We start from the raw sequence: 23156 nt of genomic DNA, 5'->3' as shown, positions 1-23156 counted from the left end.
GCAGGAATACATAAGCGGCCAACGCCCGGAGGCATTAGCTGATAACCAGGTCAAACTGCGTGAGCAGGCCCGGCAGGCTTTGCAGGGAAAACCGGGCGTGCTTGACTTCATTCTGAGCCGGGTCCAGCACCACATCCTGGGCCGTACGGAAATCGGCCCCCAGGAGGCGGGTTTGCTGGAACACGGCTCTTTGTAGTTGACAGTCCTGAAATACCGCGTTGGTCAGATCGGCCTGCGTGAAGTCGGCTTCCTGCAGAGAGCAACCCACAAACCGGGTATTGGGCAGGGCCCGGCCCAGAAAGGAAGCATAGTCCAGCTGGCAGTGGTCGAAATGCACGCCAAACAGCATGTCCCGGCATACCTGGAATTGCAAACCGATGAGCTTGCAGCCGGCAAAGGCTACATTCTGAAACGCCGTGTTAGCAATGCTGGCCCCTGCCAGATTGCAGTTCTCCAACAGGCACTCACTAAAGCGCCAGCCGCTCAGGTTGGTCTGGCTGAAATCGAAGCCGATGAAGTGATACTCCTCAAACTCACGCTGGCCGGCCAGCTCCGGCGGCAGCGTGCGGGTCAGCACGTGCTCGGCCGGAAAGTAAGTGGGTTTGCGCAACGGCTTGGGAGGCTTACGCGAAGCAGGCGGCCGCATCAGTCCCGGTTTCGATAGACCATGAACAAGAGCAGACCAAGTGCAGTAATGCCCCCGCGAATAGCCCAGGAAACGGTGTTGCCCCACTGGTCAATCCAGGTCAGGAACATGAATTTCATGCCCAGCAAAGGCAGCAGTAGCGATACCAACCCGATAATGAGCAGTCCCAGACCAAGCTCTTTCATACACGCAGATAAAAATAGAGGATATGTACCATCAGGAAGTACCATAGTAGTCCTGATAAGGGCAAGCTAAGCCTTCAGGAGCAAATTTTCTACTATGCTTTGACGGCAATACAGGATATTTCTACCTGCACATCTTTGGGTAGGCGGCTTACCTGCACGGTTTCCCGGGCCGGCGCATAGTCCTCGGTGAAATAGCTGCCGTAGATTTCATTGATCAGCGCAAAGTTGCCCAGATCAATCACGAAGATGCTGGTTTTTACTACATCGCGCAGGGTAAGGCCAGCCGCGGCCAATACGGCCTGCAGGTTGCGCATCACCTGATGGGTTTCCACCACCACGTCGCCATTGCCGGTCAGTTGCCCGGTAGCGGCATCCAGGGCTATCTGGCCTGATACATAGACGGTATTGCCCGCCTGAATAGCCTGGCTATAAGGGCCAATGGGAGCGGGGGCAGCGGGAGAGTACAGGATGGTATGCGCCATGAGCAATGAGGAATTGAAGGGTGGAAGTCTATCTTTAAGCCCCCAAAGTAAACAACTATGCATCTGTTTATCGTCGAAGGCAGCCATCTGGAAGAGGAGTTGCGCCGCAAATTCGGTCCGGAACATACCTACGACTTTTGCCCGGGTACTTCCTTCGACCTGCTCACGCGCCTGGGAGCGGCCGATGTGGCCTTCGACCTGCGCCCCTGGCCGGAGCTGCATTATGAGCGCCCCCGCCAGCCCCTGTTTTACGATACCACCCGCCACTCCCTGGCGCAGCTATTTCATCACGAAGAAGCCCCTTTAGGCCCCGTATTTGGCCTGTGTGCTGTGCCTACCCTGCTGGACCGCCGCCTGCTGGAGGTGAGCTTATACAATGCTACGGATGCCCCGGCGCTGGCCAACGTATGCGCTGAATTAGGAACCGAATACCGGGTAGTAGCCGAGCGGGTAGGGCTGGTCACGCCGCGCATCGTCACGATGATTATCAACGAGGCTTGCTACACCCTGCAGGAAGGTACCGCTTCGGTGCAGGACATCGACCTGGGGATGAAGCTGGGTACCAACTATCCGCACGGCCCTTTTGAGTGGGCCAATGCTATTGGAGTAGCGCGCGTGTATGATATTTTGGAAGCCCTCTATCAGGACACGCACGAGGAACGCTACAAAGCCTGTCCGTTGCTAAAGCATATGGCTTTGCGTAGTGAATCCTTTGAAGTGGCGGTTTAAGATAGACGCTTTATACTGGTCACATTAATGAAAAGCACGTGTTGCAAACTTTGGTTGGCAGGACAATAAAAAAAGGGAAGTGCCAATTGGCACTTCCCTTTTTAGGCTTTAGGAGGCAGAGGTTATTCCACCGTCACGGATTTAGCCAGGTTACGGGGCTGGTCTACGTTGCAGCCGCGCAGTACCGCAATGTGGTACGACAGCAACTGCAGCGGCACTACCGATACCAGTGGCATCAGTACTTCGCTCGTTGCCGGCACCTCAATGACGAACTCAGCCATAGCCGGAATCGTGGTGTCTCCTTCGGTTACCACGGCAATAATGCGGCCTTTGCGGGCTTTTACTTCCTGAATATTAGATACTACCTTCTCGTATGAGCTGTCCTTGGTAGCAATAACCACTACCGGCATGTTCTCATCAATCAGGGCAATAGGACCGTGCTTCATTTCCGCCGCTGGATAGCCTTCGGCGTGGATGTAGCTGATTTCCTTCAGCTTCAAAGCGCCTTCCAGGGCTACCGGGAAGTTATAGCCCCGGCCCAGGTACAGGAAGTTGGGAACGTCCTTGAAAATTTCCGCAATCTGCTTGATTTCCGTGTTCAGCAGCAGTGCCTTCTCCACTTTCGCGGGAATGTTTTCCAGCTCCACCATCAACTCCCGCAGCTTCAGGTCGGAGAGGGTACCGCGCTTGCTGCCTACAATCATAGCCAGCAGCGTAAGCACCGTTACCTGCGCCGTAAAGGCTTTGGTAGAAGCTACCCCGATTTCAGGGCCCGCGTGGGTGTAGGCCCCTGCATCAGTAGCACGGGCAATGCTGCTACCCACTACGTTGCATACGCCGAAGATAGTAGCGCCTTTGCTCTTGGCCAGTTCAATAGCCGCAAGCGTATCAGCCGTTTCGCCAGACTGGGAAATAGCAATAACAATGTCTCGCTCCGTGATGATGGGGTTCCGGTAGCGGAACTCCGAAGCATATTCTACTTCTACCGGGATGCGCGCCAGGTCCTCAATCAGATACTCGGCTACTAGGCCTGCGTGCCAGGAGGTACCACAGGCGACAATAATGATGCGCTGGGCATTCACGAATTTCTGTTCGTAGGCGCGTACGCCGCCCATATTCAGGTGGCTGGCTTCCAACTCTAAACGGCCGCGCATGGAGTCGAGGATCGAGCGGGGCTGCTCAAAAATCTCCTTCAGCATGAAGTGCTCGTAACCGCCTTTTTCGATGCTCTCGAGGGCCATTTCCAGCTTCTGGATGTATGGCGTCTGCTTTACATCTTCTTTGCTACGAATCTCCATTTTGCCATCCCGAATAACTACAATCTCATAGTCATTCACGTACACCACTTCATTGGTGTACTCAATGATGGGCGTAGCATCAGAAGCCAAGAAGAACTCGCCTTCCCCGATGCCGATTACCATAGGAGAGCCTTTGCGGGCCGCAATCAGTTGATTCGGCTCATCCCGGCTCAGTACCACGATGGCATAAGCACCCACTACCTCGTGCAGAGCGAGGCGCACAGCTTCTTCCAGGGAGCAGTTGTTTTGCTTCTGAATCTCCTCAATCAGATTTACGAATACCTCTGTATCCGTATCGGAGTGGAACACGTGGCCCTGCAGTTGCAAGTGCGTTTTCAGCGCGGCGTAGTTCTCAATAATGCCGTTGTGAATAATGGCAATCCGCTCGGAGGTAGAATAGTGGGGGTGGGCGTTGGAGTCATTGGGCTCGCCGTGGGTGGCCCAACGGGTGTGCCCCATGCCGGTGTGGGCATGCAGATCTTTATCGGCAATGAATGCCTCCAAGTCAGCTACTTTGCCTTTCTTTTTGTAAACGTTCAAGTCGCCGTTCAACAAGGCTACGCCGGCGGAATCGTATCCGCGGTATTCCAAACGACGCAGGCCTTTCAGAATGATGGGGCAAGCCTCACGGTGCCCAATGTATGCTACAATGCCGCACATAATAGTTCAGTGAAAAAGGGAAACAGGCAGAAAAAAGGCCGGCTAGAACCACCGGAGCAGATGCTCTCCAGGGAAACCAGCCGACAAAAATGCTAAAACAAGGTATTTCTACAGGCTGGAGGTGTATACGCGCAACCTGATATTATTGGCGTCGAGTACGGCGCGATTCAGGGTGAGGTTAGAAAGTAGGGGGCCAACTCCAGCGTCCGTCGTCAAATTGTTAATGCTACGCGCAGAGGGCGTCAGCAAAAAGCCCTCCGGTAATTCAGCATCCAACTTGCCCGCTACATAAGCCTGCACATAGCTGGTTAATAACACGCTGTAGTACTTGTTGGTAGGGCCCAAATCGTAGTACGTTACTACGGCAGCACTACCCGCACCCTGTGCCGGCGAAATATCACTTTGCACCAGCCGGTCCTGTATAACCCCATTGATGTTCCGGGTCAATACCTGGTTGTTGCGGTTCACTTCGTACAGAAAAGCAAACGAAGGATTTGGGAACTGCAAATTGGCAAAGGGCTTTACCGGGATAATGAGTTCTGCCCGGTTGATGATAAGGCTCGGCTGTTTACGCAACTCGGTTAGGCCCGGAATAAACAGCTTGGTACTTAAGCCAGTGCCCTCCTGAAGATAGGTTAGCCCATCTGTTTTGTCTGCCGAAACAGAATCCTGACGGGTGCGCAAATCCGCAAAAGCTCCCGCCTCGGTCAAATCCGTACTGATTTGGGTAAAGAAACGAGGCGCATTTGGGTTGGCCCCAGAAGCGTTAGGATCACCCAGATCGATGCTGTAGGTCCTGGTTTGAGTTTTTCGTTTATCTACGTGGAAATAGACCACCAGGCGGGTGCTATTAGAACGACTAAACTGAACCATAGAACCCGAAAAACCGGCTGTGGGCGCCAGGGCCAGGCCAGGTAATAAAGCAGAAAGGGTAGTCTGGTTGAAACCTGGCGTATTCAGCGCCTCAAACAGTTGCGTAGTATAGGTCATAGACTGACCGGCTTTCACCAGCGGCAACCGCCCTACCCGGACCGGAACAGATACTGCTACAGTAGTTGTATCGTCGGCTGAGGTTGGGTTCTTCAACTGCCGCACCGTAACAGTACGGTTAAACCGCTCGCTCACATTCGTCAGCAAGGCTGGCGTTTGTACGGGCAGCGAGCTGGCGGAAGTGTACGTTACCCGCTCTTCCAGTGGCTGGGTCAGGCGAAAAAGGTCGAAACGAACGGGCTTGAAATCGGTACCATATACCTTCTCAAAACCTAGCCGCAGCACCACCGAATCGAGGCGGGCATTGGGGTAGAGAGAAGGAAGCGAATCGGTAGAAACCTTGGTTTCAAAAAACGTCCGCGCCGTAATGACGCCCAGATTGGCATCCTGCAGGCGGCCCACCAGATACTGGTTACGCCCCAGCGTGCCGAGCGAATCCAGCTTTACGGTGGAGGCCGTGACGGAAAAATCCTTGAATTCGGTGCTGATAGGCGTAGTGCCGGGAAGGTCCAGGCCTAGCTCATTGGGGTCTTCGCAAGCAGTAAGCAGGAGGGAAGCCGAAAGAAAAAATGCCGACGCCCGTCGGAAGGCGCTAGCTGGCCAATTCATTATAAAGAGCGTAGTAAGAGGTAAGCAGATTATCATCGGCCGCTACTTGGCCAATGCTGCGCTTCTGGGAATACTCGTTGAAAAGTGCATTCAGATTATCGCTGAAGTCTTCGTCCGATTTGATGACCGAGTCAGCATACTCCATGCCGATTTTGATGAAACCGCCGAAATCAGCAGACTTCAGATGCGTAAGCATCTCATCATCAATGTCCAACATCTTGGCCTTCTCAATAATGTCGCCTTCAAATTTGTGGGCGAATTCATTGTTGTAGACCGTGAAAATCGACTTGGAGTCCTTGAAAATCGGATCCTTCTTGTAGGTCGTTTTCAGGTACATCGGAATCAGGCCCGTCATCCAGTCGTTGCAATGAACGATATCCGGCGCCCAGCCCAGTTTCTTCACGGTTTCCAGCACACCCTTGCAAAAGAAGATGGCGCGCTCATCATTATCCGGGTGGAACTGGTTGTTTTTATCGACCAGTACTGACTTGCGGTGAAAATAATCTTCGTTGTCGATAAAATAAACCTGCAACTTGGCATTCGGAATCGACGCCACCTTGATAATCAGGGGCTTTTCCTCCTCACCCACGGCAATGTTGATGCCGGACAGACGTACAACTTCGTGCAGACGATTCTTCCGCTCGTTGATAATACCGAAACGAGGAACGAAAATTCGGATTTCCATCCCCATTTCCTGCATTCCCTGGGGCAACATCCGCAGAAACTCCGCTACCTTGGTCGTCTGCAAAAACGGATTAATCTCCGTGGCAGCATAGAGTATTCTCAGCTTAGACATACAGGGTTCTGTGGTTAAAATTGGGAGGGCACACTTTGGGATGCACAAAATTAAACATTTTTAGGCGAAAATTCAACGAAACCCGCCCGTAGGTGCCTGTATGGCGTCGGAAGGCCCCTGTGTGTATATGGAGATTCTGCAAACCGCTGCCGGGTTGCAAGCGCGCACCGAAGGGTGGCGCCAGAACGGGCAGCGCATTGGGCTGGTGCCCACGATGGGCGCGCTGCACGAAGGCCACCTGCAACTGGTTAGAGCGGCCGCCCGGGAGAATGATGTCGTCGTGGTCAGCATTTTTGTCAACCCCACCCAGTTCAACAACCCGGAAGACTTCCGGCTGTACCCGCGCCTGCCTGAAGCTGATGCAACCCTGCTGCAGGATACCGGCTGCACCGTGCTGTTCGCGCCCTCCGTGGAGGAAATGTATCCTCAGCCCACCGTCATGCGCTTTGACTTTGGCGCCCTAGAGCAGGTGATGGAAGGTGCCCACCGCCCGGGGCACTTCAACGGGGTGGCCACTGTAGTGAGCAAGCTGTTTCACCTGAGCCGGCCGCACCGTGCCTATTTTGGGCAGAAAGATTTGCAGCAGGTAGCCGTTATCCGCCAGATGGTGGCCGATCTGAGCTTTGATCTGGAGCCGGTTGCCTTCCCCACCGTGCGTGAAGCTGATGGGCTGGCCATGTCCTCCCGCAACCGGCGCCTTTCGCCGGAGGCCCGGGCGGTGGCTCCGCGCCTGTACCAAGCCCTGGAGCTGGCCAGCCGCTTGCTGCAGCAGCAGGCCACGGTGGCCGAGGTGCAGCAACAGGTAAAGGCTTTTCTGCAGCAGCACCCGGAAATTGAGCTGGAGTACTTTGATATCAGCAACGCTCGCACCCTGCAACCGCTGGAAGACGGCACCGCGCCGGCCGGCCAGGTGGCTTTGTGCCTGGCGGCATGGCTGGGCGGCGTGCGGCTGATTGATAACGTGGTAGTGAACCTGGCGTAAGCCATCCTCCGGTGCCACGGGATTTAACTATCTTTGCGGCCTTTCATTCACCCGCTTTCACACATGCAAATCGAGGTTCTCAAGTCCAAAATTCACCGGGCCAAAGTCACGCAGGCTGAGCTACACTACGTAGGCAGCGTTACGATTGATGAGGACCTGCTGGATGCCGCCAACATGGTGGAAAACGAGAAAGTGACCATTGTGAACGTGAACAATGGGGAGCGGTTTGAAACCTACACTATCCGTGGCGAGCGGGGCTCCGGCATGATTTGCCTGAACGGCCCGGCTGCCCGCCGTGTCGCCGTGGGCGACATCGTGATTATCTTCTCCTACTGCCTCATTGATTTTGCCATTGCCCGCCAGCATCAGCCCACGCTGGTGTTTCCGGACCAGCATAACCGGCTGGTATAATTATCGTTGCTTCTTCTAAAGTGCCCGGTGCCAGTCTGTTTGCCAGATAATGGTAGCGGGCACTGCGCTACCGGCTCCTTTTAACCGGCTCCATATTTTCGTGAAAAAACTGCTCAATATTCTGAAGTATGTGCTGCTGCTGGCTTTCTCCGCCCTGCTGATGCGGTACGCCGTGCGCGACCAGGACCTGAGCAAGGTAGGGCGTTACATGCGCGAGGCCAATTACTTCTGGATGGGCATCACGGTCCTGCTCTCGGCGCTGGGCTACTTCAGCCGCGCCTACCGCTGGAAAATGCAGCTGGATGCCACTAAGCACAAGCCCGGCTATTGGGATGTATACCACGCCATGATGGTGGGCTACCTGGCCAACCTGGTGCTGCCGCGTATGGGCGAGGTAGTGCGGTGCTCCATCCTGCGGCGTACCGGCGGCATTCCGGTGCAGGTGGCCCTGGGCGCCGTGATTACCGAGCGGGTAATTGATGTGCTGGTGCTGTTTTCCTTGTTGGGCGCTACGCTTCTGCTGGATTTCAATAAATTCTGGGCCTTTGTACTGAGCTTGTTCTCGGATAAGTATAATACGCTGGCTCAAAGCCGGGATATCATTATTGCGGCGGTTAGTATTGTCGGGGTGCTGGTGCTCATTGGCGGTTATCTGCTGTACCGGAATGTGGAGCGGCTGCGGCAACTGGCCTTGTTTAACAAGCTGGAAGGCTTCGTGCGCGGGCTTATGGAGGGCGTATTCAGCATCCGCAAACTGGATAGCAAAGGCCTGTTCCTGCTGCATACGGCCTTTACCTGGCTGGTCTATTATCTCATGGACTATCTGGCATTTTTCGCCTTTCCGGAAACCCATAACCTGAGTATGGCTGCCGGTCTGGCAGTCCTCACGTTTGGGGCGTTTGGCATGGCCACGCCGGTGCAGGGCGGCATTGGGGCCTTTCACCTGATGGTGCAAAGCACCCTGCTGGTTTATGGCGTGTCGAAGGAAGCCGGTATTGCGTATGCGCTGGTAGTGCATGGCACCCAAACGCTGCTGGTAGTGCTCATGGGTGGTATCAGCTTTGTAGTCAGCATGATCAAGTCGGGTAGGGCAAAACGCGCCATAGCGGCGGCAGTGCCCGATGCCGCCACCCCCGCCTATGTGGAGTAAAGAAAAAATCTTCAGCCGCGAGGCCCTGCGGCCCGTGCTGGAACAGTGGCGCCAGCAGGGCCGCCGCGTGGTATTTACCAACGGCTGCTTCGACCTGTTGCACCTCGGCCACGTCGATTACCTGGAGAAAGCGCGGCACCTGGGCGATGCCCTGGTGGTGGGGTTAAACACCGATGCCTCCGTGAGCCGGCTGAAGCCAGGCCGGCCGTTGCAGGACGAAATGTCACGGGCCCGCATTCTGGCTTCCCTTTTGTTTGTGGATGCGGTAATACTCTTCGATGAGCCTACGCCGCTGGAACTCATTCAATGGGTGCAGCCTGATATCCTGGTAAAGGGGGATGACTACGCCATCAGTGGAATTGTAGGCCATGAGGAAGTGTTACAAAGAGGCGGACAGGTGCTCACCGTACCGCTGGTAGCTGGCTACAGCACCACGCGTATTGTAGAGCGCATCCGCCAACATCTTACTCCCTAAGCGCTTCCCCTATGTACTCTACAAGCCCAATATACCTGGTCGTTATCGGGGCCATGATCGTTAGCTGGCTGATCCAGTGGCGCCTGCGCAGCAAGTTTGCCAAGTATGCCCAGATTGGTCTGAAATCAGGCCTCACGGGCCGGCAGATTGCCGAGCTCATGCTGGCCGACCACGGCATTACCGACGTCAAAGTCATCAGCACGGAAGGTCGCCTTTCCGACCATTACAACCCCGCCGATAAGACCGTTAACCTCTCCGAGTCGGTGTACGCGGAGCGCAGTGCCGCCGCTGCTGCCGTAGCGGCGCACGAATGCGGCCACGCCGTGCAGCACGCCACGGCCTACAGCATGCTGCAGTTCCGCTCGGCCATGGTGCCAGCCCTGAGCGCGGTGTCCCGCTTTATGCCCTTCATTCTCCTGGCGGGGGTGTTGATGCTGCGTACCACGCTGATTCCGCTGGGCGTGGGCATAGCACTGTTCTCGCTGACCACGCTGTTCTCCTTTGTTACCCTGCCCGTGGAGTTTGATGCTTCCCGCCGGGCCCTGGCTTGGATTGACAAGCGCGGTATTGTAACCTCCCAGGAGCACGCCATGGCGAAAGATGCCCTCTGGTGGGCGGCCATGACGTATGTGGTAGCCGCTATCAGCTCCCTGGCCACTCTGCTTTACTACGTAAGCATTTTTATGGGCAGCCGCGACCGGCGCTAACCTGCCGGCCGCTTCTTTGTTAACAGCAACGGGCCTCTTCGCCAGCCGGAGAGGCCCGTTGCTGTTTCGCTGCTCAGGCTGCAAATTCCGTAAGCTCCGCAGTAATGCGGGCGGCTAAAGCTGGCCCGACAGAAAAATACGGGCCTGCTGCTGTAACTGCCGGTTGAGTAGCTTAATTTTGACCACAATTCCCACCCGCTGCCCCAAGCAGCTCCACCTTCCTCACCCAAGTCTTACCGCATGGATTTCCAGCTCACCGAAGAACAACTTGCCGTTCAGGCTGCCGCCCGCGACTTTGCCCAAAATGAACTCTGGGCCGGCGTAATTGAGCGCGACGAGCACCAAAAATTCCCCGCCGAGCAAATCAAAAAGATGGGCGAGCTGGGCTTCATGGGTATGATGGTAAGCCCCGAGTACGGTGGCGGTGGCATGGACACGGTTTCCTACGTGCTGGCCATGGAAGAAATTTCCAAGGTCGATGCCTCCTGTTCCGTTATCATGTCGGTGAACAACTCGCTGGTGTGCTGGGGCCTAGAGAAGTACGGTACTGAGGAGCAAAAGCAGAAATACCTGCCCCGCCTCACGTCCGGCGAAATCATTGGCGCTTTCTGCCTCTCGGAGCCCGAAGCCGGCTCCGATGCCACCATGCAGCGCACCACCGCCGAGGACATGGGCGACCATTACCTGCTGAACGGCACCAAAAACTGGATTACCAACGGCTCCTCCGCCTCGGTGTACCTGGTTATTGCCCAGACCAACCCGGAGTTGAAGCACCGCGGTATCAATGCCCTCATCGTAGACAAAGACACTCCCGGTTTCGTGGTAGGTCTGAAAGAGAACAAGCTGGGCATCCGCGGCTCCGACACCCACTCCCTGATGTTCACGGACGTGAAGGTGCCCAAGGAAAACCGCATCGGCGAGGATGGCTTCGGCTTTAAGTTCGCCATGCAGGTGCTGGCCGGCGGCCGTATCGGTATTGCGGCGCAGGCCCTGGGCATTGCCTCCGGTGCTTACGAACTGTCGTTGAAATACTCGAAGGAGCGCAAGTCGTTTGGCGTGCCGATTTCCCAGCACCAGGCCATTCAGTTTAAGCTGGCCGATATGGCCACCAACATCGACGCTGCCCGCCTCCTGTGCCTGCAGGCCGCCCATGATAAGGATGCGCACCAGGACTACGCCAAATCCGGCGCTATGGCCAAGCTGTTCGCCTCCAAAGTGGCCATGGACACGGCTGTAGAAGCCGTGCAGGTGCATGGTGGCTATGGTTTTGTGAAAGAATTCCACGTGGAGCGCATGATGCGCGACGCCAAAATCACCCAGATTTATGAGGGTACTTCGGAGATTCAGAAAATTGTAATCTCGCGGGAAATCCTCAAGTAAAAGGCGAATTGCCTAAAAGTCAGATTCATTGCACTAAACCCAGTCAATTTTTTGACTGGGTTTTAGTTTTTGTGAATTTTTATATCTTATTTTGCATTGTATAAACTCGGGCAAGTAGCGCCCGTTTTCCACTCAGCTCCCCCACACCTAAGCGGTTTATGGAAGATTACAATAAAGTGATAGAGTCGCTCGGCGTCCGCTACATCAAAGCGAAGAACCTCGTCTTGCAGCAGCCTTTCACGGTGCGCAATTCGTACGACGTTGGCAATAATCTGATTCTCCTGCACAAAGGGCATATTTCCTTTGGCGATGATGAGCAGACCACGGTAGAAGAGGGCGAAATGCTCTTTATTCCCGGCGGTCGGGCCACGCGCGTGGCCTACGGCGAAGGCGGCGGTAAGGTCATCACCAACGATGACCTGATCAGCAACAAAGACAAGTTTTTCCACTCCAACTCGGACCTCGACCTCATCGGCGACGCTGAAGAAAGCCACAGCTTTGTAAGCTTTGAGGCCAAGGTATTTGACTCGGTTAACTTCTTTGCTTCCCTTGATGTACCTGCTTTCCTGATTACCGGCAATTCCAAGCTGGCTAACCTGGTGATTAAGGTAGTAGAAGAAAGTCTGCAGGAACTGCCCGGCCGGGAGCGTCTCATCACAATTTACACCGAGAACATTGTGGTGGAAATTGTGCGCTACATCTTGAAAAACAAGATGTTTGTGGAGCAGCTGGCCACCAACAGCACCTACTTCAAGGATCCGCGCCTCATTGACCTGTTTAACTACATCAAAGAGAACCTGGGCGGCGACCTGTCGAACAAGGTACTCAGCGGCGTAGCCAACGTGTCAGAAGACTATGTAGGCCAGTATTTCAAGATGCTGACCGGCATCAACCCCCAGGACTACATCGAATACCAGCGCATGGAGCGGGCCGTATTCCTGCTGCGCACCACCAAGAAGAGCATCCGCGACATTGGTAAAGAAGTGGGGTATAAAGACACCGCTTATTTCTGCCGTCGCTTTAAGATGATGTTTGGTATCCCGGCCGGCAAAATGCGCCGTCGTGAGTCCGCCATGAACATCTAATTCAGCTTCAGTTGCTAATAAAAAAAGGCCCTGGCATAATACCAGGGCCTTTTTTTATGCGCGTTAAGCGCCAATGCGGCTACTTAGTTAAGGGCCGTGCTGGCTACGGTGTTAAAGGACTGGACTACCGCCGCTACCTCCGGCAGAAAGCCCGGCTCTTTTTCAATCTGATTGCCAATAACAATCACATCGGCCCCGGCCTCCAGGGCATCCTGCGCTTTTTCAGTGGTATTGATACCGCCGCCTACAATGAGGGGTGCCTCTACCGCCTGGCGTACGGCCTTAATCATGGCTGGGGATACCGGATACATAGCGCCACTGCCACCATCTAGGTACATGAGGCGCAGACCCAGCTGCTCGCCGGCCATAGCCGTACAGGCCGCAATGCCGGGCTTATCATAGGGGAGGGGCGTGGTGCCGCTTACGTAGCTGGCCGTGGTCTGGCGGCCGGTATCCACCAGCATATAGCCGGTGGGCAGAATCTGAAGCTTGCTCTGGCGCAGTAGAGGGGCCGCAATAACATGCTGCCCAATCAGAAATTCCGGGTTGCGCCCGGAAATCAGCGAGAGCAGCAAAATGCCGTCGGCCTGCCCGTCCAGGTGCAGGCTGTGGCTGGGAAACAGCAGCACCGGCACCGAAGAGTGGCTTTTGAGCAACTGAATAAGGGTAGCCTGGTACGAATTCAGTACCAGGCTACCCCCAACAAAAAAGTAATCGACCGGATGGGTCTCGCTTAGCTCCAGCAAATGCCGGCAGCCCGCCTCGTCCAGCTGGTCGGGGTCGAGCAGTACGGCCAGCGACTTCTGGCCGCGGGCGCGGCGTTTGCTAAGGCCTTCATAGAGACTGTTGAGGCGCATTCGCGTCGTCGTGGTGATACGTAAAGTCTATGTCCTGCGTGGCCGGTTGAGCGGCGGGCGCTGTTGCAAGGTCGTTATTTTTGTCTACAGGCAAATATTCTCCCACTTTTTTGGCTACATAAGCCATCAGCACCGCCGAAACCTGGGCAATCAGCATCTTGCCGGTATCTGACTTCAGGAACACGTTGAAGGCATCGGCCATAATGGAAGAAGCGCTGGCAGCGGGCTGCTGTGGCCGTAAAGCCGGCGTGGTAGGCCGGGCAGAGCGGGTGGTATACTGGCTGATGGGGCTGTCGAGCGGAGGGAACGGGTCTTCGGAGTCCGTGTGGTACACGTCGGGGGCCAAGTCGGCGCGCTCGTGGCGGCCGGGCGCCTGGCTGCCACGGTCGTACTGATGCGGGCCGGCACCAAAGCCCAGATCATCCGCCTCGGCGGTGTCTGCGGGGTTGTAAGCCGGCTGGCGGTGACGGCTGTGCAGGGATTTGCTGGGATGATAGTCCAAGTGTTCCTCGTCTTCGAACTCGCCTTCCTCAGCAGGGCGCGAGCGGAAGGCACGGGCCAGCAGCCAGATGCTGCCCGCTACGCCGGCGCCAATCAGGGCGTACTTACCAATGCGCTGGGTTTGCTCTTTGATGTCTTCTACATCGCCCAGCAAAGCGCGCTCATATTCCAGCTTCTGGCGCTCCAGAAACTCTTTTTCATCTTCAAAAAGAGGGTTGTGCAAATCGGCCATGGGAGAGGGTTAGGCTTGGCGTTTATCAGATTTATAAATGGTATTGCTCAGCATCTTGTCAGCCAGCCCTTGGAACAGCTTTTTATCCACTCCCACGATAAATACAATCAGCAGCAGCAGGTAAATAGCAGCTACAATTCCAAAGCCCCAATAGGAGCTATCAAAGGCGGCGTTCAGCGCCAAGCCGGCAAAAATGCTCAGGAAAACCAGAAAAAGCAGTCCAATGATGGCCATGGTCAGGCCATGGGCAGTACCAATAAAGGCATTTTTAACTTTTTCCTGGGTTTCGAGGCGTACCAAGTCAATACGCGTATCGAGATAACCCATCAGGTTCCCGATCAAACTGTCATTGCGGGGCGTTTTGGTAGCGTCGTCGTCGTTAGCCATGCGGCAGAAGGATTTTAGGGAGATAAATGCGTTTAAGATCTGGGGTACGGAAAAAACACAAAGAATGGTGCAATGCTAATGGAACTTCATACGGAAAAGCCTGTTCATCGTCTAAATTCCTACCGTAAAAGTCCCGTTCTTGCCCTGCTTACCGCTGTATTTTGAGCCCGAACCATTACCACATCCTGGGAGTAACAACTACGGCTTCGGCGCTGGAGATTAAGCAGGCGTATAAGCGGCTGGCCCTCCGCTACCACCCCGACCGCCACCGGGGCGATACCCGCTTTGAGGAGCAGTTTAAACAGGTCAGCGTTGCCTACGGCATCTTATCCGACCCCGCCCGCCGGGCTTCCTACGACCACGGTTTGCGCCAGGATGCGCTGCGGGCCGATGCCGCCCGCCGCCAGCAGCAGTTTCGGGCCCAGGGCCAGCGTGTGTACGGTGTACCTATGCCCGCGGCTCAGCCACTGCGCACACGCCGCCCAGCTTCTTCGGCGGAGCGCCATTACCGGCCCATTCCCAAACGCCGCACCCGCTTTACCCGCCGCGACTATTGGTTGATGCTGGTGTTGGCCGGCTTGTTTATCCTGTTTGGGCTGTCGGTGAAGGTTACCATGGACCACCTCACGGCCCTTTCCAACTACGATGATGGCCTGCAGGCGTACGGGCAGCGACGGTGGAGCGTGGCGCATGCCTATTTCTCCGAGGCCGTGCATTTCAAGCCGGAGTTTAGTGCCGCCCGGCGGCGGCGTGGCGAGATAGAGCAGCTGGTGTTTCACGATTATGCCAATGCGCTGACGGACTATCAGGTGGCCTTGCGGGAGCCTGCCTCGGTACGGCAGGCCGCCGAACTATGGTGGCGCGTGGGCCAGTGCCAGACCGAGCAGGGTCGCATGGATAAGGCCTTGCGCAGCTACAACCAGGCCATCCGGCTGGACTCTACTCTGGCCGGCCCCTGGTTGGGAAGGGGTGAACTGCGCATGTTTGAGGAGCGGCAGTTCCGGGCCGCCATCCGGGATTTATCTGTGGGCCTGCGGCAGCGGGCGGCCCAGGGGCAGAGCCCCTCGGTGCGCTACCAGACGTATCGGGGGCTGGCCTGGTTTAAACTGGGCGAGTATGATGCCGCCCGGGAAGACTACCAGCAGGTGTTGCTGAACAACCCGCAAAACGGACAGATTCATTTCCTGCTGGGCCGGCTGGCGCAGGAGCAAGGCAAGCCCGTAGCGGCCTGCGAGTTTTATGCCCGGGCTGTGCTGCTGGGCTATAGCTACGCCGAGGAAGCCCGCCTGAAAAGCGGCTGCCAATAAGCGACAAGCACGGTGTCTGCCGCGAAAAAAGGATTTTCATTCCAGCTAATGCATAAACAGACGAGCCCGGTATAGGTACCGGGCTCGTCTGTTTTGGTTGTCTGCTCAGCTTATTCCGCCGGGGCAAGTCCCGTATTGGCGGGGCCCATCAGCAGCTTGCCGTAGGCATCGAAGCGGGAGCCGTGGCAGGGGCAGTCCCAGCTGTTTTCCAGGCCATTCCAGTGGACCACGCAGCCCAGGTGCGGGCAAATGGCCGAGCACTCATGTACCTTGCCGTTGGTGGCTTTGTACACGGCCACTTTGGTGATGCCACGGCGCAGCACAGCCCCCGAGCCAGCGGGAATATCCTCGGGTTTGGAGACGTCGCCTCCGGTTAGCAACTCGGTATACTCGGTGGCCACATTCACGTTTTCGCGCACAAACTCCTTAATGGATTCCGGCTTGAGGGTTACGCGGCCCGGCTCGTAGAGCTTTTCCCAGGGATTGGAGCGGCCCATAACCAGGTCCCGGATCAGCATGGCGCCCAGGGTGCTGTGCGTCATGCCGTGGCCGGAGTCGCCGGTTATGAGGTACACGTTGTCGTTATCCAGCGGATTGCGGCCCGCAAAGCCCAGGCAGTCTACCGGCTCCATCACCTGCCCCGACCACTGGTAGTCGATGCCCGTAATCTGAGGGAAATGCTCGCGCGCCCAATCTTCCAGGCAGCGCAGCCGCTCTTGGGGGTTTTCTTCCTGCCCGGTTTTATGATCTTCGCCACCCACAATCAGCAGGTCGTAGCCCGTTTCGGGGGCTTCCTGCAGGCGGATGTAGTGGTAAGGGTCGGCGGTATCCCAGTACAGGGCTTTGGTAACCGAGCCCTTGGGCACGCGCGCCGTGAGCACGTAGGTGCGGTAGGGCGCCTGTTTGGTGTGCATCACTACCCGGTCGTTGAACGGCGTGTTGGTAGCAATAACAATGGCCTGGGCCGTTACTTCCACGCCACTAGCGGTAACTACCCGGGCCTGGGCGCCGCCTTCCACGGTTTCTACGTGCGAGTTCGTAAAAATCTGCCCGCCCAGCGCCGTAATGGCATCCGTCAGGCCGTGGAGGTATTTGAGAATGTGAAACTGGCCCTGGTTAGGAAACCTTAGGCATTCGCCGGTTTTGAAGCCTTTCACCCCAGCATCGGCTAACTGCTCTACTTTCTTCAGCCCGGCGCGGTGGGCGGCCTGTAGCTCATCGGCCAGCTCCTGGGGCTTGCCATTCGCGGGCAGGAACAGGTAGCCTTCCAGGCGTGAGAAATCACAATCAATCTTCTCGGTTAGCACGATTCGCTCTATCTCATCAATAGCGGCCCCGTGGCTTTCGGCGGCTAGCTGGGCACCTTCCTTGCCAAAGAGGTTTTCCAGGGTGGTGTACCCATCATCCAGCGCATTAGAGAGGTGGGCAGTGGTGCGGCCACTTTCGCCGCTGGCTATTTCACCGTCTTCCAGCACCACCACTTGCTTGCCTTCTTTGCATAGAAGGTAGGCGGTAGTCAGCCCCGCAATACCGGCTCCCACGATGACTACATCCGCCGAAATCGGTTTTTTAAGGGGCGAGAAGGTGGGTAGCGCGTCGGCGGTAGGAAACCAGACGGATTGAGTGGCCCCTGAAGTATGGGCGCCAGAAACACGGGTGGGCATAGCGGGAGTAGAATAGTTCTCCTGTGCTTACGGCCCACCTGGGCCAAGGTTAATTTGCCAGAAAGCCTGGATAAGAGCCAGCAGGTTAAGCGGATGACCAAGCTCCGCCAGTGGCGCTTCGGAAAGGTAGTAAACGAAAAAGCCCTGCCGGCGAAGTGCCGACAGGGCTTTTAATCTGTGGTAATGATTGGAATCGAACCAACGACACCAGCATTTTCAGTGCTGTGCTCTACCAACTGAGCTACATTACCATCTCCTCGTAGGCCGTATAGCCATTGGGGAGCACAAAAGTAGTAAACCCAATCCAACCTGCAAGGCGTATCGTAAAAAAATCTTTCCGGCGGCCAAAAGATATAGTTTGTTATGCATAACGACTATATTTCGGCTTAAACCCCAAACCTACCCATTTTTCCTGTGCATTTTTCTATCCAAAACATTCTCTTCCTGCTGGTAGCGGTGGCGGGCTTTGGCCTGTTTGCCTGGCAGGCACGGAAGATACGGGCCAACATCCTCGTCGGGCGCGACCGGGATATGAGCGGCCACGTAAACGAGCGGCTGTGGAAAACGCTGCTGGTGGCCTTCGGGCAGCAGAAGATGTTTAAACGCCTCACGCCGGCCTTTCTGCACCTGATTGTCTACATCGGCTTCATCGTTATTAACATTGAAGTCATTGAGATTCTGATTGACGGCATTTTCGGTACGCACCGGGTGCTGGGCTTTATGGGGCCGCTCTACTCCGCTCTCACGGGTACCAATGAGGTGCTGGGGGCGCTGGTAGTGCTGGCCGTGGCAGCCTTCTGGTGGCGCCGCAACGTGCAGGGTGTGCGCCGCTTTTCCGGTCCGGAAATGCGTGCCTGGCCCCGCCTGGATGCCAACGTGATTCTCTACATTGAAGTGGTGCTGATGGTGGCGCTGTTCCTGATGAACTCCGCCGACCTGAAAGCCCACCAGCTGGAAGGCAAAGATCTGGCCGGTGCCTTCCCCATCAGCCAGTTCCTCACGGGCTTGCTGCCCGACAGCTTGGGCAGCCTGGTGGTGCTAGAGCGCGTGGGCTGGTGGGCCCACATTGTGGGTATTCTGCTGTTCCTGAACTACCTGCCTTCGTCCAAGCACTTCCACATCATCATGGCTTTCCCGAACGTGTACTTCTCCCGGCTGGTGCCGCAGGGGCAGTTCTCGAACGTGGACAGCATCACTCACGAGGTGAAGGCCATGATGGACCCCACCTACCAGGTGCCGGCTCCGGCCACCAACCCTGATGGCTCGGCGGTAGCGCCCACGCCGTTTGGCGCCAAGGATGTGAACGACCTGGCCTGGACCAACCTGCTCAATGCCTACTCCTGCACGGAGTGTGGCCGCTGCACCTCCGTATGCCCGGCCAACCTGACGGGTAAGCTGCTCTCGCCGCGCAAAATCATCATGGACACGCGCGACCGGATGGAGGAGAAGTACAACGCCCCGCTGATTTTCGACCCGGCCCTCTACGGCAAAGAAGCCAAGCACGACCCGCAGGAGCAGCTCGACAAAGAAAACCACACCCTGCTGCGCGGCTACGTGACCCCGAGGAACTCTGGGCCTGCACCACCTGCAATGCCTGTGTGGAAGCCTGCCCCGTGAACATCAACCCCCTGGAAAGCATTGTGGAAATGCGCCGCTTTCTGGTGCTGGAAGAGTCGGCGGCCCCCAACTCGCTCAACGTTATGTTCTCCAACATTGAGAACAACGGGGCTCCCTGGGCCTTCTCGCCGTCAGACCGCTTTAACTGGGCTGATGATTTGTACGTGGCCGACAAGGCTACTACCGTCGCTTAAAAATGCTGAACGTCCTGCGGAGGCTCTGCTCCGCAAGACCTTTGAATTCAACTTAATCTGACTTTCGTCAACCAAGTATAATGGCTGATCTAACTGCCAAGCGCCCCGTTTCTGTTCCACTCATGGCCGATCTGGCCGCCCGGGGCGAAACCCCGGAAGTGCTGTTCTGGGTGGGCTGCGCCGGGGCCTTCGATGACCGGTATAAGCGTGTAACGCGGGCTTTCGTGCGTATTCTGGAGCATGTGGGCGTGAAGTACGCCGTGCTGGGCATGGAAGAAACCTGCACCGGCGACCCGGCCAAGCGTGCCGGCAACGAGTTCCTGTTTCAGATGCAGGCCATGCAGAACATTACCACCCTCAATGGCTACGGCATCAAGACGGTGGTAACGGCCTGCCCGCACTGCTTCAATACCATCAAAAACGAATACCCGGCCCTGGGCGGTCAGTACGAGGTGATTCACCACAGTACCTTCCTGCAGCAGCTCATTAACGACGGCCGCGTGAAGGCTGAAGGGGGCGAGTCGTTTAAAGGCCGCCGCATTACCTTCCACGACTCCTGCTACCTGGGCCGCGCCAACAACATCTACGAGGCGCCCCGCGCCGTGCTGGAAGTGCTGGACGCCGACCTGGTGGAAATGAAGCGCTGCAAAACCAACGGCCTCTGCTGCGGCGCTGGTGGCGCGCAGATGTGGAAAGAGCCCGAGCCCGGTAAAAAGGACATCAACATTGAGCGCACCGAGGAGGCCCTGGCCACGCTGGACGGCAATGCCGAAGTACTGGGCAACCTGACCGGCGTGGAAAGCACCGCTCCGGGCCTGCCCGCCGGCTCCAACCACGGCGGCAGCATCATTGCCGTAGGCTGCCCGTTCTGTATGACGATGATGGCCGACGGCGTGAAAAACAAGGAGCGCGAGCAGGATGTGCAGGTGTTTGACCTGGCCGAGCTGATTGCCTCCGCCGAGGGACTAAACGCCTAAGCATCAACCCCAGCATAAAGCCTGTAAGCATTGTTTAACTGGTCCCGGCGGAACTTCCCGCCGGGACCAGTTATTTTGTATCAAAACGGCGGGCTTCTGCGTTGATAAGCTGCTCCTGACGCATCGGCTGCGCCGTGTTTTCTCCCGAAATTTCTATTGCTCATGTTTGTTCAGTTTGAGGATTTACCACCCACGGCGCGTATCTGGATTTACCAGGCCAACCGGCCCCTGACGCCGGCGGAAGAAGCGGCCGTGCAGCCCCTGCTGCGGCAGTTCGCCACCGACTGGACCAGCCACGGCCGGGCCCTGCAGGCCTCGGCTGCGTTTCTCTATCATCAGTTTCTGGTCGTTGGGCTGGATGAAAACGTAGCCGATGCCAGTGGCTGCTCCATTGATGCCTCCGTGCGCTTTGTGCACGAGTTAGAAGCCCGGCTGGGCATCACCCTGCTGGAAAAGTCGAACCTGGCGTTTCTTCTGGGCGGGCAGGTGTGCCAGCTGGACCGCCGCGAGCTGCGCGCGGCCGTAGCCGATGGTCGTTTGCAGCCCGATACGCCGTATTTCGACGCTACCATCACCACCCACGCGGAACTGCAGCAGCACTGGCCGGCCCCGGCCACCGCTACCTGGCTGAAACGCTACTTTCCGGCCCCGGCCACCAATGGCGTCCCGGAGGGATACAATGCAGCCTAAACTTAGTATACTTGTTACCCCTTATCCGGAAGCCGTGCCCTATAGGCGGCTCCGACCATCATCCTACTTTCTATGCGGAAATTTCTGATTCTATGGGTAGCCACCGGCACCACGGCCCTGCTGGGAGGCTGTAGCGCTTCGGAGCAGGCTACCAAAGCCGATAAGCGTTTTACCCGCGGCGAATACGAAACGGCCATTCCGCTCTATAAAGCCGATGTCAAGCGTGGCAAGCGCGTGGCCTATTCCAACTACCGCATTGCGGAATCCTACCGCTTATCTAACCGCATAGAGCAGGGTGAGGAGTTTTACAAAGCAGCCGTGAATGGGGGCGTGAAAAGCGCTGATGCCCGCTTCTACTATGGGTTGGCTCTGAAAGCTAACGGTAAGTACGACGAAGCGGCTGAGTACTTCACCGCTTATGCAGAAACCGGCGGCAACCAGGCCCTGGCCACCCGCGCCGAGCTGGAAGCCAAGAACCTGAAGCAGATACCGGAGTTGCTGGCCCTCAAGACCAACAACGAAGTGCAGGCCCTGGACTCGTTAAATTCGCCGTCCGCGGATTTCAGTGCTACCCTTATGCCCACAACCAGGGAGCTGGTATTTGCCTCGGGTCGGGATGGGAAGAAGTACCTGGGCAACGGCGAAGGGTTTAATGATCTGTACGCCATTAAGTTTGCCGATGAGCAGAATATGACCGGCGGCACCGTGCGTAAGTTGGAGGCCAAGTTCAACGCCCCCGGCATGCACGAGGCCAGCGCTACGTACTCGCCCGATGGCAAAATGATGATTTTCGCCCGCTCGAACGACGGCACTAAGAAGGAAGCCAAGAAAGGCTTCCAGAGTGTGGATCTGTTTGTTTCCTACTACCGCGGAGCGGAATGGACCGAGCCGGAGCTGCTGCGCGGGGTAAACAGCCGCACGGCCGATGACTTTTCGCCGGTGCTTTCCCCTGATGGCAAAACGCTGTACTTCGCCTCCAGCCGCACCGGCGGGCAGGGCGGCAACGACCTGTACAAAGCCACCCTGGAAGAGGGCAACCGCTTTGCCAGCCCCGAAAACCTAGGGGATAAAATCAATACGCCCGGCAACGAGAACTTCCCGGCCGTAGCGCCCGATGGTACGCTGTATTTCTCTTCCGATGGGTATCCGGGCCTGGGCAAGCTGGATATCTTTATGGTGGACAAAGGCGTGGTGAAAAACCTAGCCGCACCCATCAACAGCCCCGGCGACGACTTTGCGCCGTTCTTCACGGCCAAGGATATGGGCGTGTTCTCCTCTAACCGCAGCGGCGGCAAAGGCAGCGACGACCTCTACCTGTTCCGCAAGAAGCCGCGGAAGCTGGTGACGCTGTATGCCGATGGTACCGTGCTGGAGCGGGACAGCAAAACCCGCCAGACCAAGCCCCTGGCCGGAGAAGATGTGGTGCTGCTGGGCCGCAATGGCCAGCGCCTGCAGGAAACGAAATCCGGTCCCGATGGTAAGTTCACTTTCAAGCTGGACACGGCCACTACCTACGCGCTGGTGGCCGACCGCCCCGGCTATTTCACGGCCCGCCAGGGCCTGAGTACCATTGGCAAAGTGCCCCCGCAGGACCAGCTGCCTAATGAGCAGAACGATATCCGCCTGCCCGTCACGCTGACCCTGGACAAGATTGTGGTGAACAAAGCCATTGTGGTGGAGAATATCTTCTACGATTTCAACAAGTGGAATATTCGCCCCGATGCGGCCCTGGAGCTGGATAAGCTGGTAGAAACCCTGAACGACAACCCCAAAATCACCATCGAGCTCAGCTCGCATACCGACTCCCGGGGTAAGGACGCCTACAACCTGAACCTCTCCCAGAAACGGGCGCAGTCGGCGGTAGACTACATCATTTCCAAGGGGATTGACAAGAGCCGCATTACCGCCCGCGGTTACGGCGAAACCCGTCCGGTTATCAAAAATGCCCGCAAGGAGGAAGAGCACCAGCGCAACCGCCGCACGGAGTTCAAAGTCACCCGGATTGATCAATAATATTTGATCAAATGGATATTTATAAAAAGCCCTTAATCACTATGATTAAGGGCTTTTTTGGGCATGAGCTTTTAGAGTAAGCCGGCCGGAACATACAGAAATACTATATAGTTCCAGATTGGCACAATACTT

The 23156-nt window shown here is 56.6% G+C and carries 23 protein-coding genes and 1 tRNA gene; 13 read left to right on the top strand and 11 right to left on the bottom strand.

Annotation, left to right across the window (positions count from 1 at the left end; translation table 11 throughout):
- Positions 1-34 precede the first annotated feature (34 nt).
- From AM218_RS13970 to AM218_RS13960, 3 genes are all read right to left on the bottom strand, one after another.
- Positions 35-610, bottom strand: coding sequence for a pentapeptide repeat-containing protein (locus AM218_RS13970; protein ID WP_197273977.1), 576 nt, complete (start codon positions 608-610; stop codon positions 35-37).
- 35 nt (positions 611-645) lie between these two features.
- Positions 646-831, bottom strand: a complete 186-nt coding sequence (locus tag AM218_RS13965; protein ID WP_054414452.1) for a hypothetical protein — start codon at positions 829-831, stop codon at positions 646-648.
- A 92-nt stretch (positions 832-923) separates the two neighbouring features.
- A complete protein-coding gene (locus tag AM218_RS13960) occupies positions 924-1313 on the bottom strand; it encodes a RidA family protein (RefSeq protein ID WP_054414451.1) in 390 nt (129 codons plus the stop codon).
- A 57-nt stretch (positions 1314-1370) separates the two neighbouring features.
- Here AM218_RS13960 and AM218_RS13955 point away from each other — a divergent pair, with 57 nt between their 5' ends.
- Complete coding sequence (locus AM218_RS13955; protein WP_054414450.1) at positions 1371-2042, top strand: 3-hydroxyacyl-CoA dehydrogenase family protein; 672 nt, start codon at positions 1371-1373, stop codon at positions 2040-2042.
- A gap of 122 nt (positions 2043-2164) precedes the next feature.
- Here AM218_RS13955 and glmS read toward each other — a convergent pair whose 3' ends face one another.
- The 3 genes from glmS to AM218_RS13940 all read right to left on the bottom strand — a co-directional run bounded on the left by glmS (position 2165) and on the right by AM218_RS13940 (position 6395).
- The gene (gene glmS, locus AM218_RS13950) at positions 2165-4000 is read right to left on the bottom strand and encodes a glutamine--fructose-6-phosphate transaminase (isomerizing) (RefSeq protein ID WP_054414449.1); all 1836 of its coding nucleotides are present in this window, start codon (positions 3998-4000) and stop codon (positions 2165-2167) included.
- A gap of 108 nt (positions 4001-4108) precedes the next feature.
- On the bottom strand, positions 4109-5599 hold the full coding sequence (locus AM218_RS13945; protein ID WP_054414448.1) for a DUF4270 family protein: 1491 nt from the start codon (positions 5597-5599) through the stop codon (positions 4109-4111).
- Positions 5583-6395 (bottom strand): glycogen/starch synthase, encoded by an 813-nt coding sequence (locus AM218_RS13940; RefSeq protein WP_054414447.1) that lies wholly within the window; start codon positions 6393-6395, stop codon positions 5583-5585. Before AM218_RS13940 ends, AM218_RS13945 begins: the two co-directional genes overlap by 17 nt.
- Positions 6396-6522: 127 nt before the next feature.
- On the opposite strand from AM218_RS13940, the gene panC reads away from it, so the two are divergent.
- The 7 genes from panC to AM218_RS13905 all read left to right on the top strand — a co-directional run bounded on the left by panC (position 6523) and on the right by AM218_RS13905 (position 12585).
- The gene (gene panC / locus AM218_RS13935; RefSeq protein ID WP_054415629.1) at positions 6523-7377 is read left to right on the top strand and encodes a pantoate--beta-alanine ligase; all 855 of its coding nucleotides are present in this window, start codon (positions 6523-6525) and stop codon (positions 7375-7377) included.
- A 63-nt stretch (positions 7378-7440) separates the two neighbouring features.
- Positions 7441-7788: an aspartate 1-decarboxylase gene (gene panD, locus AM218_RS13930; protein ID WP_044510915.1), complete on the top strand. Its 348-nt coding sequence runs from the start codon at positions 7441-7443 to the stop codon at positions 7786-7788.
- A gap of 100 nt (positions 7789-7888) precedes the next feature.
- Entirely contained in the window at positions 7889-8938 is a 1050-nt protein-coding gene (locus AM218_RS13925; protein ID WP_082318322.1) for a lysylphosphatidylglycerol synthase transmembrane domain-containing protein, read from the top strand.
- Positions 8928-9413, top strand: a complete 486-nt coding sequence (gene rfaE2 / locus AM218_RS13920) for a D-glycero-beta-D-manno-heptose 1-phosphate adenylyltransferase (RefSeq protein WP_054414445.1) — start codon at positions 8928-8930, stop codon at positions 9411-9413. Before AM218_RS13925 ends, rfaE2 begins: the two co-directional genes overlap by 11 nt.
- A gap of 11 nt (positions 9414-9424) precedes the next feature.
- Complete coding sequence (locus tag AM218_RS13915) at positions 9425-10120, top strand: zinc metallopeptidase (RefSeq protein ID WP_071843797.1); 696 nt, start codon at positions 9425-9427, stop codon at positions 10118-10120.
- A 240-nt stretch (positions 10121-10360) separates the two neighbouring features.
- Positions 10361-11500, top strand: coding sequence for an acyl-CoA dehydrogenase (locus AM218_RS13910; protein WP_054414443.1), 1140 nt, complete (start codon positions 10361-10363; stop codon positions 11498-11500).
- A gap of 158 nt (positions 11501-11658) precedes the next feature.
- On the top strand, positions 11659-12585 hold the full coding sequence (locus tag AM218_RS13905) for a helix-turn-helix domain-containing protein (protein ID WP_044510927.1): 927 nt from the start codon (positions 11659-11661) through the stop codon (positions 12583-12585).
- Between the two features lie 83 nt (positions 12586-12668).
- Here AM218_RS13905 and AM218_RS13900 read toward each other — a convergent pair whose 3' ends face one another.
- From AM218_RS13900 to AM218_RS13890, 3 genes are read right to left on the bottom strand one after another with little or no spacing between them, the layout of a single operon-like run.
- Positions 12669-13442, bottom strand: coding sequence for a geranylgeranylglyceryl/heptaprenylglyceryl phosphate synthase (locus AM218_RS13900; RefSeq protein ID WP_054414442.1), 774 nt, complete (start codon positions 13440-13442; stop codon positions 12669-12671).
- Positions 13420-14175 (bottom strand): hypothetical protein, encoded by a 756-nt coding sequence (locus AM218_RS13895; RefSeq protein ID WP_054414441.1) that lies wholly within the window; start codon positions 14173-14175, stop codon positions 13420-13422. The genes AM218_RS13900 and AM218_RS13895 overlap by 23 nt, the downstream gene beginning before the upstream one ends.
- A gap of 9 nt (positions 14176-14184) precedes the next feature.
- On the bottom strand, positions 14185-14562 hold the full coding sequence (locus AM218_RS13890) for a phage holin family protein (protein ID WP_054414440.1): 378 nt from the start codon (positions 14560-14562) through the stop codon (positions 14185-14187).
- A gap of 161 nt (positions 14563-14723) precedes the next feature.
- Here AM218_RS13890 and AM218_RS13885 point away from each other — a divergent pair, with 161 nt between their 5' ends.
- Positions 14724-15869 carry a J domain-containing protein gene (locus AM218_RS13885; protein WP_054414439.1) on the top strand — a complete coding sequence of 382 codons (1146 nt, stop codon included), beginning with the start codon at positions 14724-14726 and terminating at the stop codon, positions 15867-15869.
- Between the two features lie 110 nt (positions 15870-15979).
- Here the strand turns inward: AM218_RS13885 and AM218_RS13880 are convergent, their stop codons facing one another.
- Together AM218_RS13880 and AM218_RS13875 are read right to left on the bottom strand one after the other, a co-directional pair.
- Positions 15980-17533 carry an FAD-dependent oxidoreductase gene (locus tag AM218_RS13880; protein WP_054414438.1) on the bottom strand — a complete coding sequence of 518 codons (1554 nt, stop codon included), beginning with the start codon at positions 17531-17533 and terminating at the stop codon, positions 15980-15982.
- Between the two features lie 178 nt (positions 17534-17711).
- A tRNA-Phe gene (locus AM218_RS13875) sits at positions 17712-17784 on the bottom strand.
- Positions 17785-19131: 1347 nt separating this feature from the next.
- Here AM218_RS13875 and AM218_RS17080 point away from each other — a divergent pair.
- The 4 genes from AM218_RS17080 (at position 19132) to AM218_RS13855 (ending at position 23024) form a co-directional block, all read left to right on the top strand.
- Complete coding sequence (locus AM218_RS17080) at positions 19132-19344, top strand: hypothetical protein (protein ID WP_231717495.1); 213 nt, start codon at positions 19132-19134, stop codon at positions 19342-19344.
- A 122-nt stretch (positions 19345-19466) separates the two neighbouring features.
- A complete protein-coding gene (locus AM218_RS13865; RefSeq protein ID WP_054414437.1) occupies positions 19467-20321 on the top strand; it encodes a (Fe-S)-binding protein in 855 nt (284 codons plus the stop codon).
- A 162-nt stretch (positions 20322-20483) separates the two neighbouring features.
- The gene (locus AM218_RS13860; RefSeq protein ID WP_054414436.1) at positions 20484-21011 is read left to right on the top strand and encodes a hypothetical protein; all 528 of its coding nucleotides are present in this window, start codon (positions 20484-20486) and stop codon (positions 21009-21011) included.
- A 72-nt stretch (positions 21012-21083) separates the two neighbouring features.
- Positions 21084-23024: a CHU_0125 family OmpA-like outer membrane integrity protein gene (locus tag AM218_RS13855; RefSeq protein ID WP_054414435.1), complete on the top strand. Its 1941-nt coding sequence runs from the start codon at positions 21084-21086 to the stop codon at positions 23022-23024.
- Positions 23025-23156: the final 132 nt, after the last annotated feature.

This window comes from Hymenobacter sp. DG25A (assembly GCF_001280305.1).
GTDB lineage: Bacteria > Bacteroidota > Bacteroidia > Cytophagales > Hymenobacteraceae > Hymenobacter.
The sequence above is the reverse complement of the archived record's forward strand: the minus strand, read 5'-3'. Positions and strand labels throughout refer to the sequence as shown.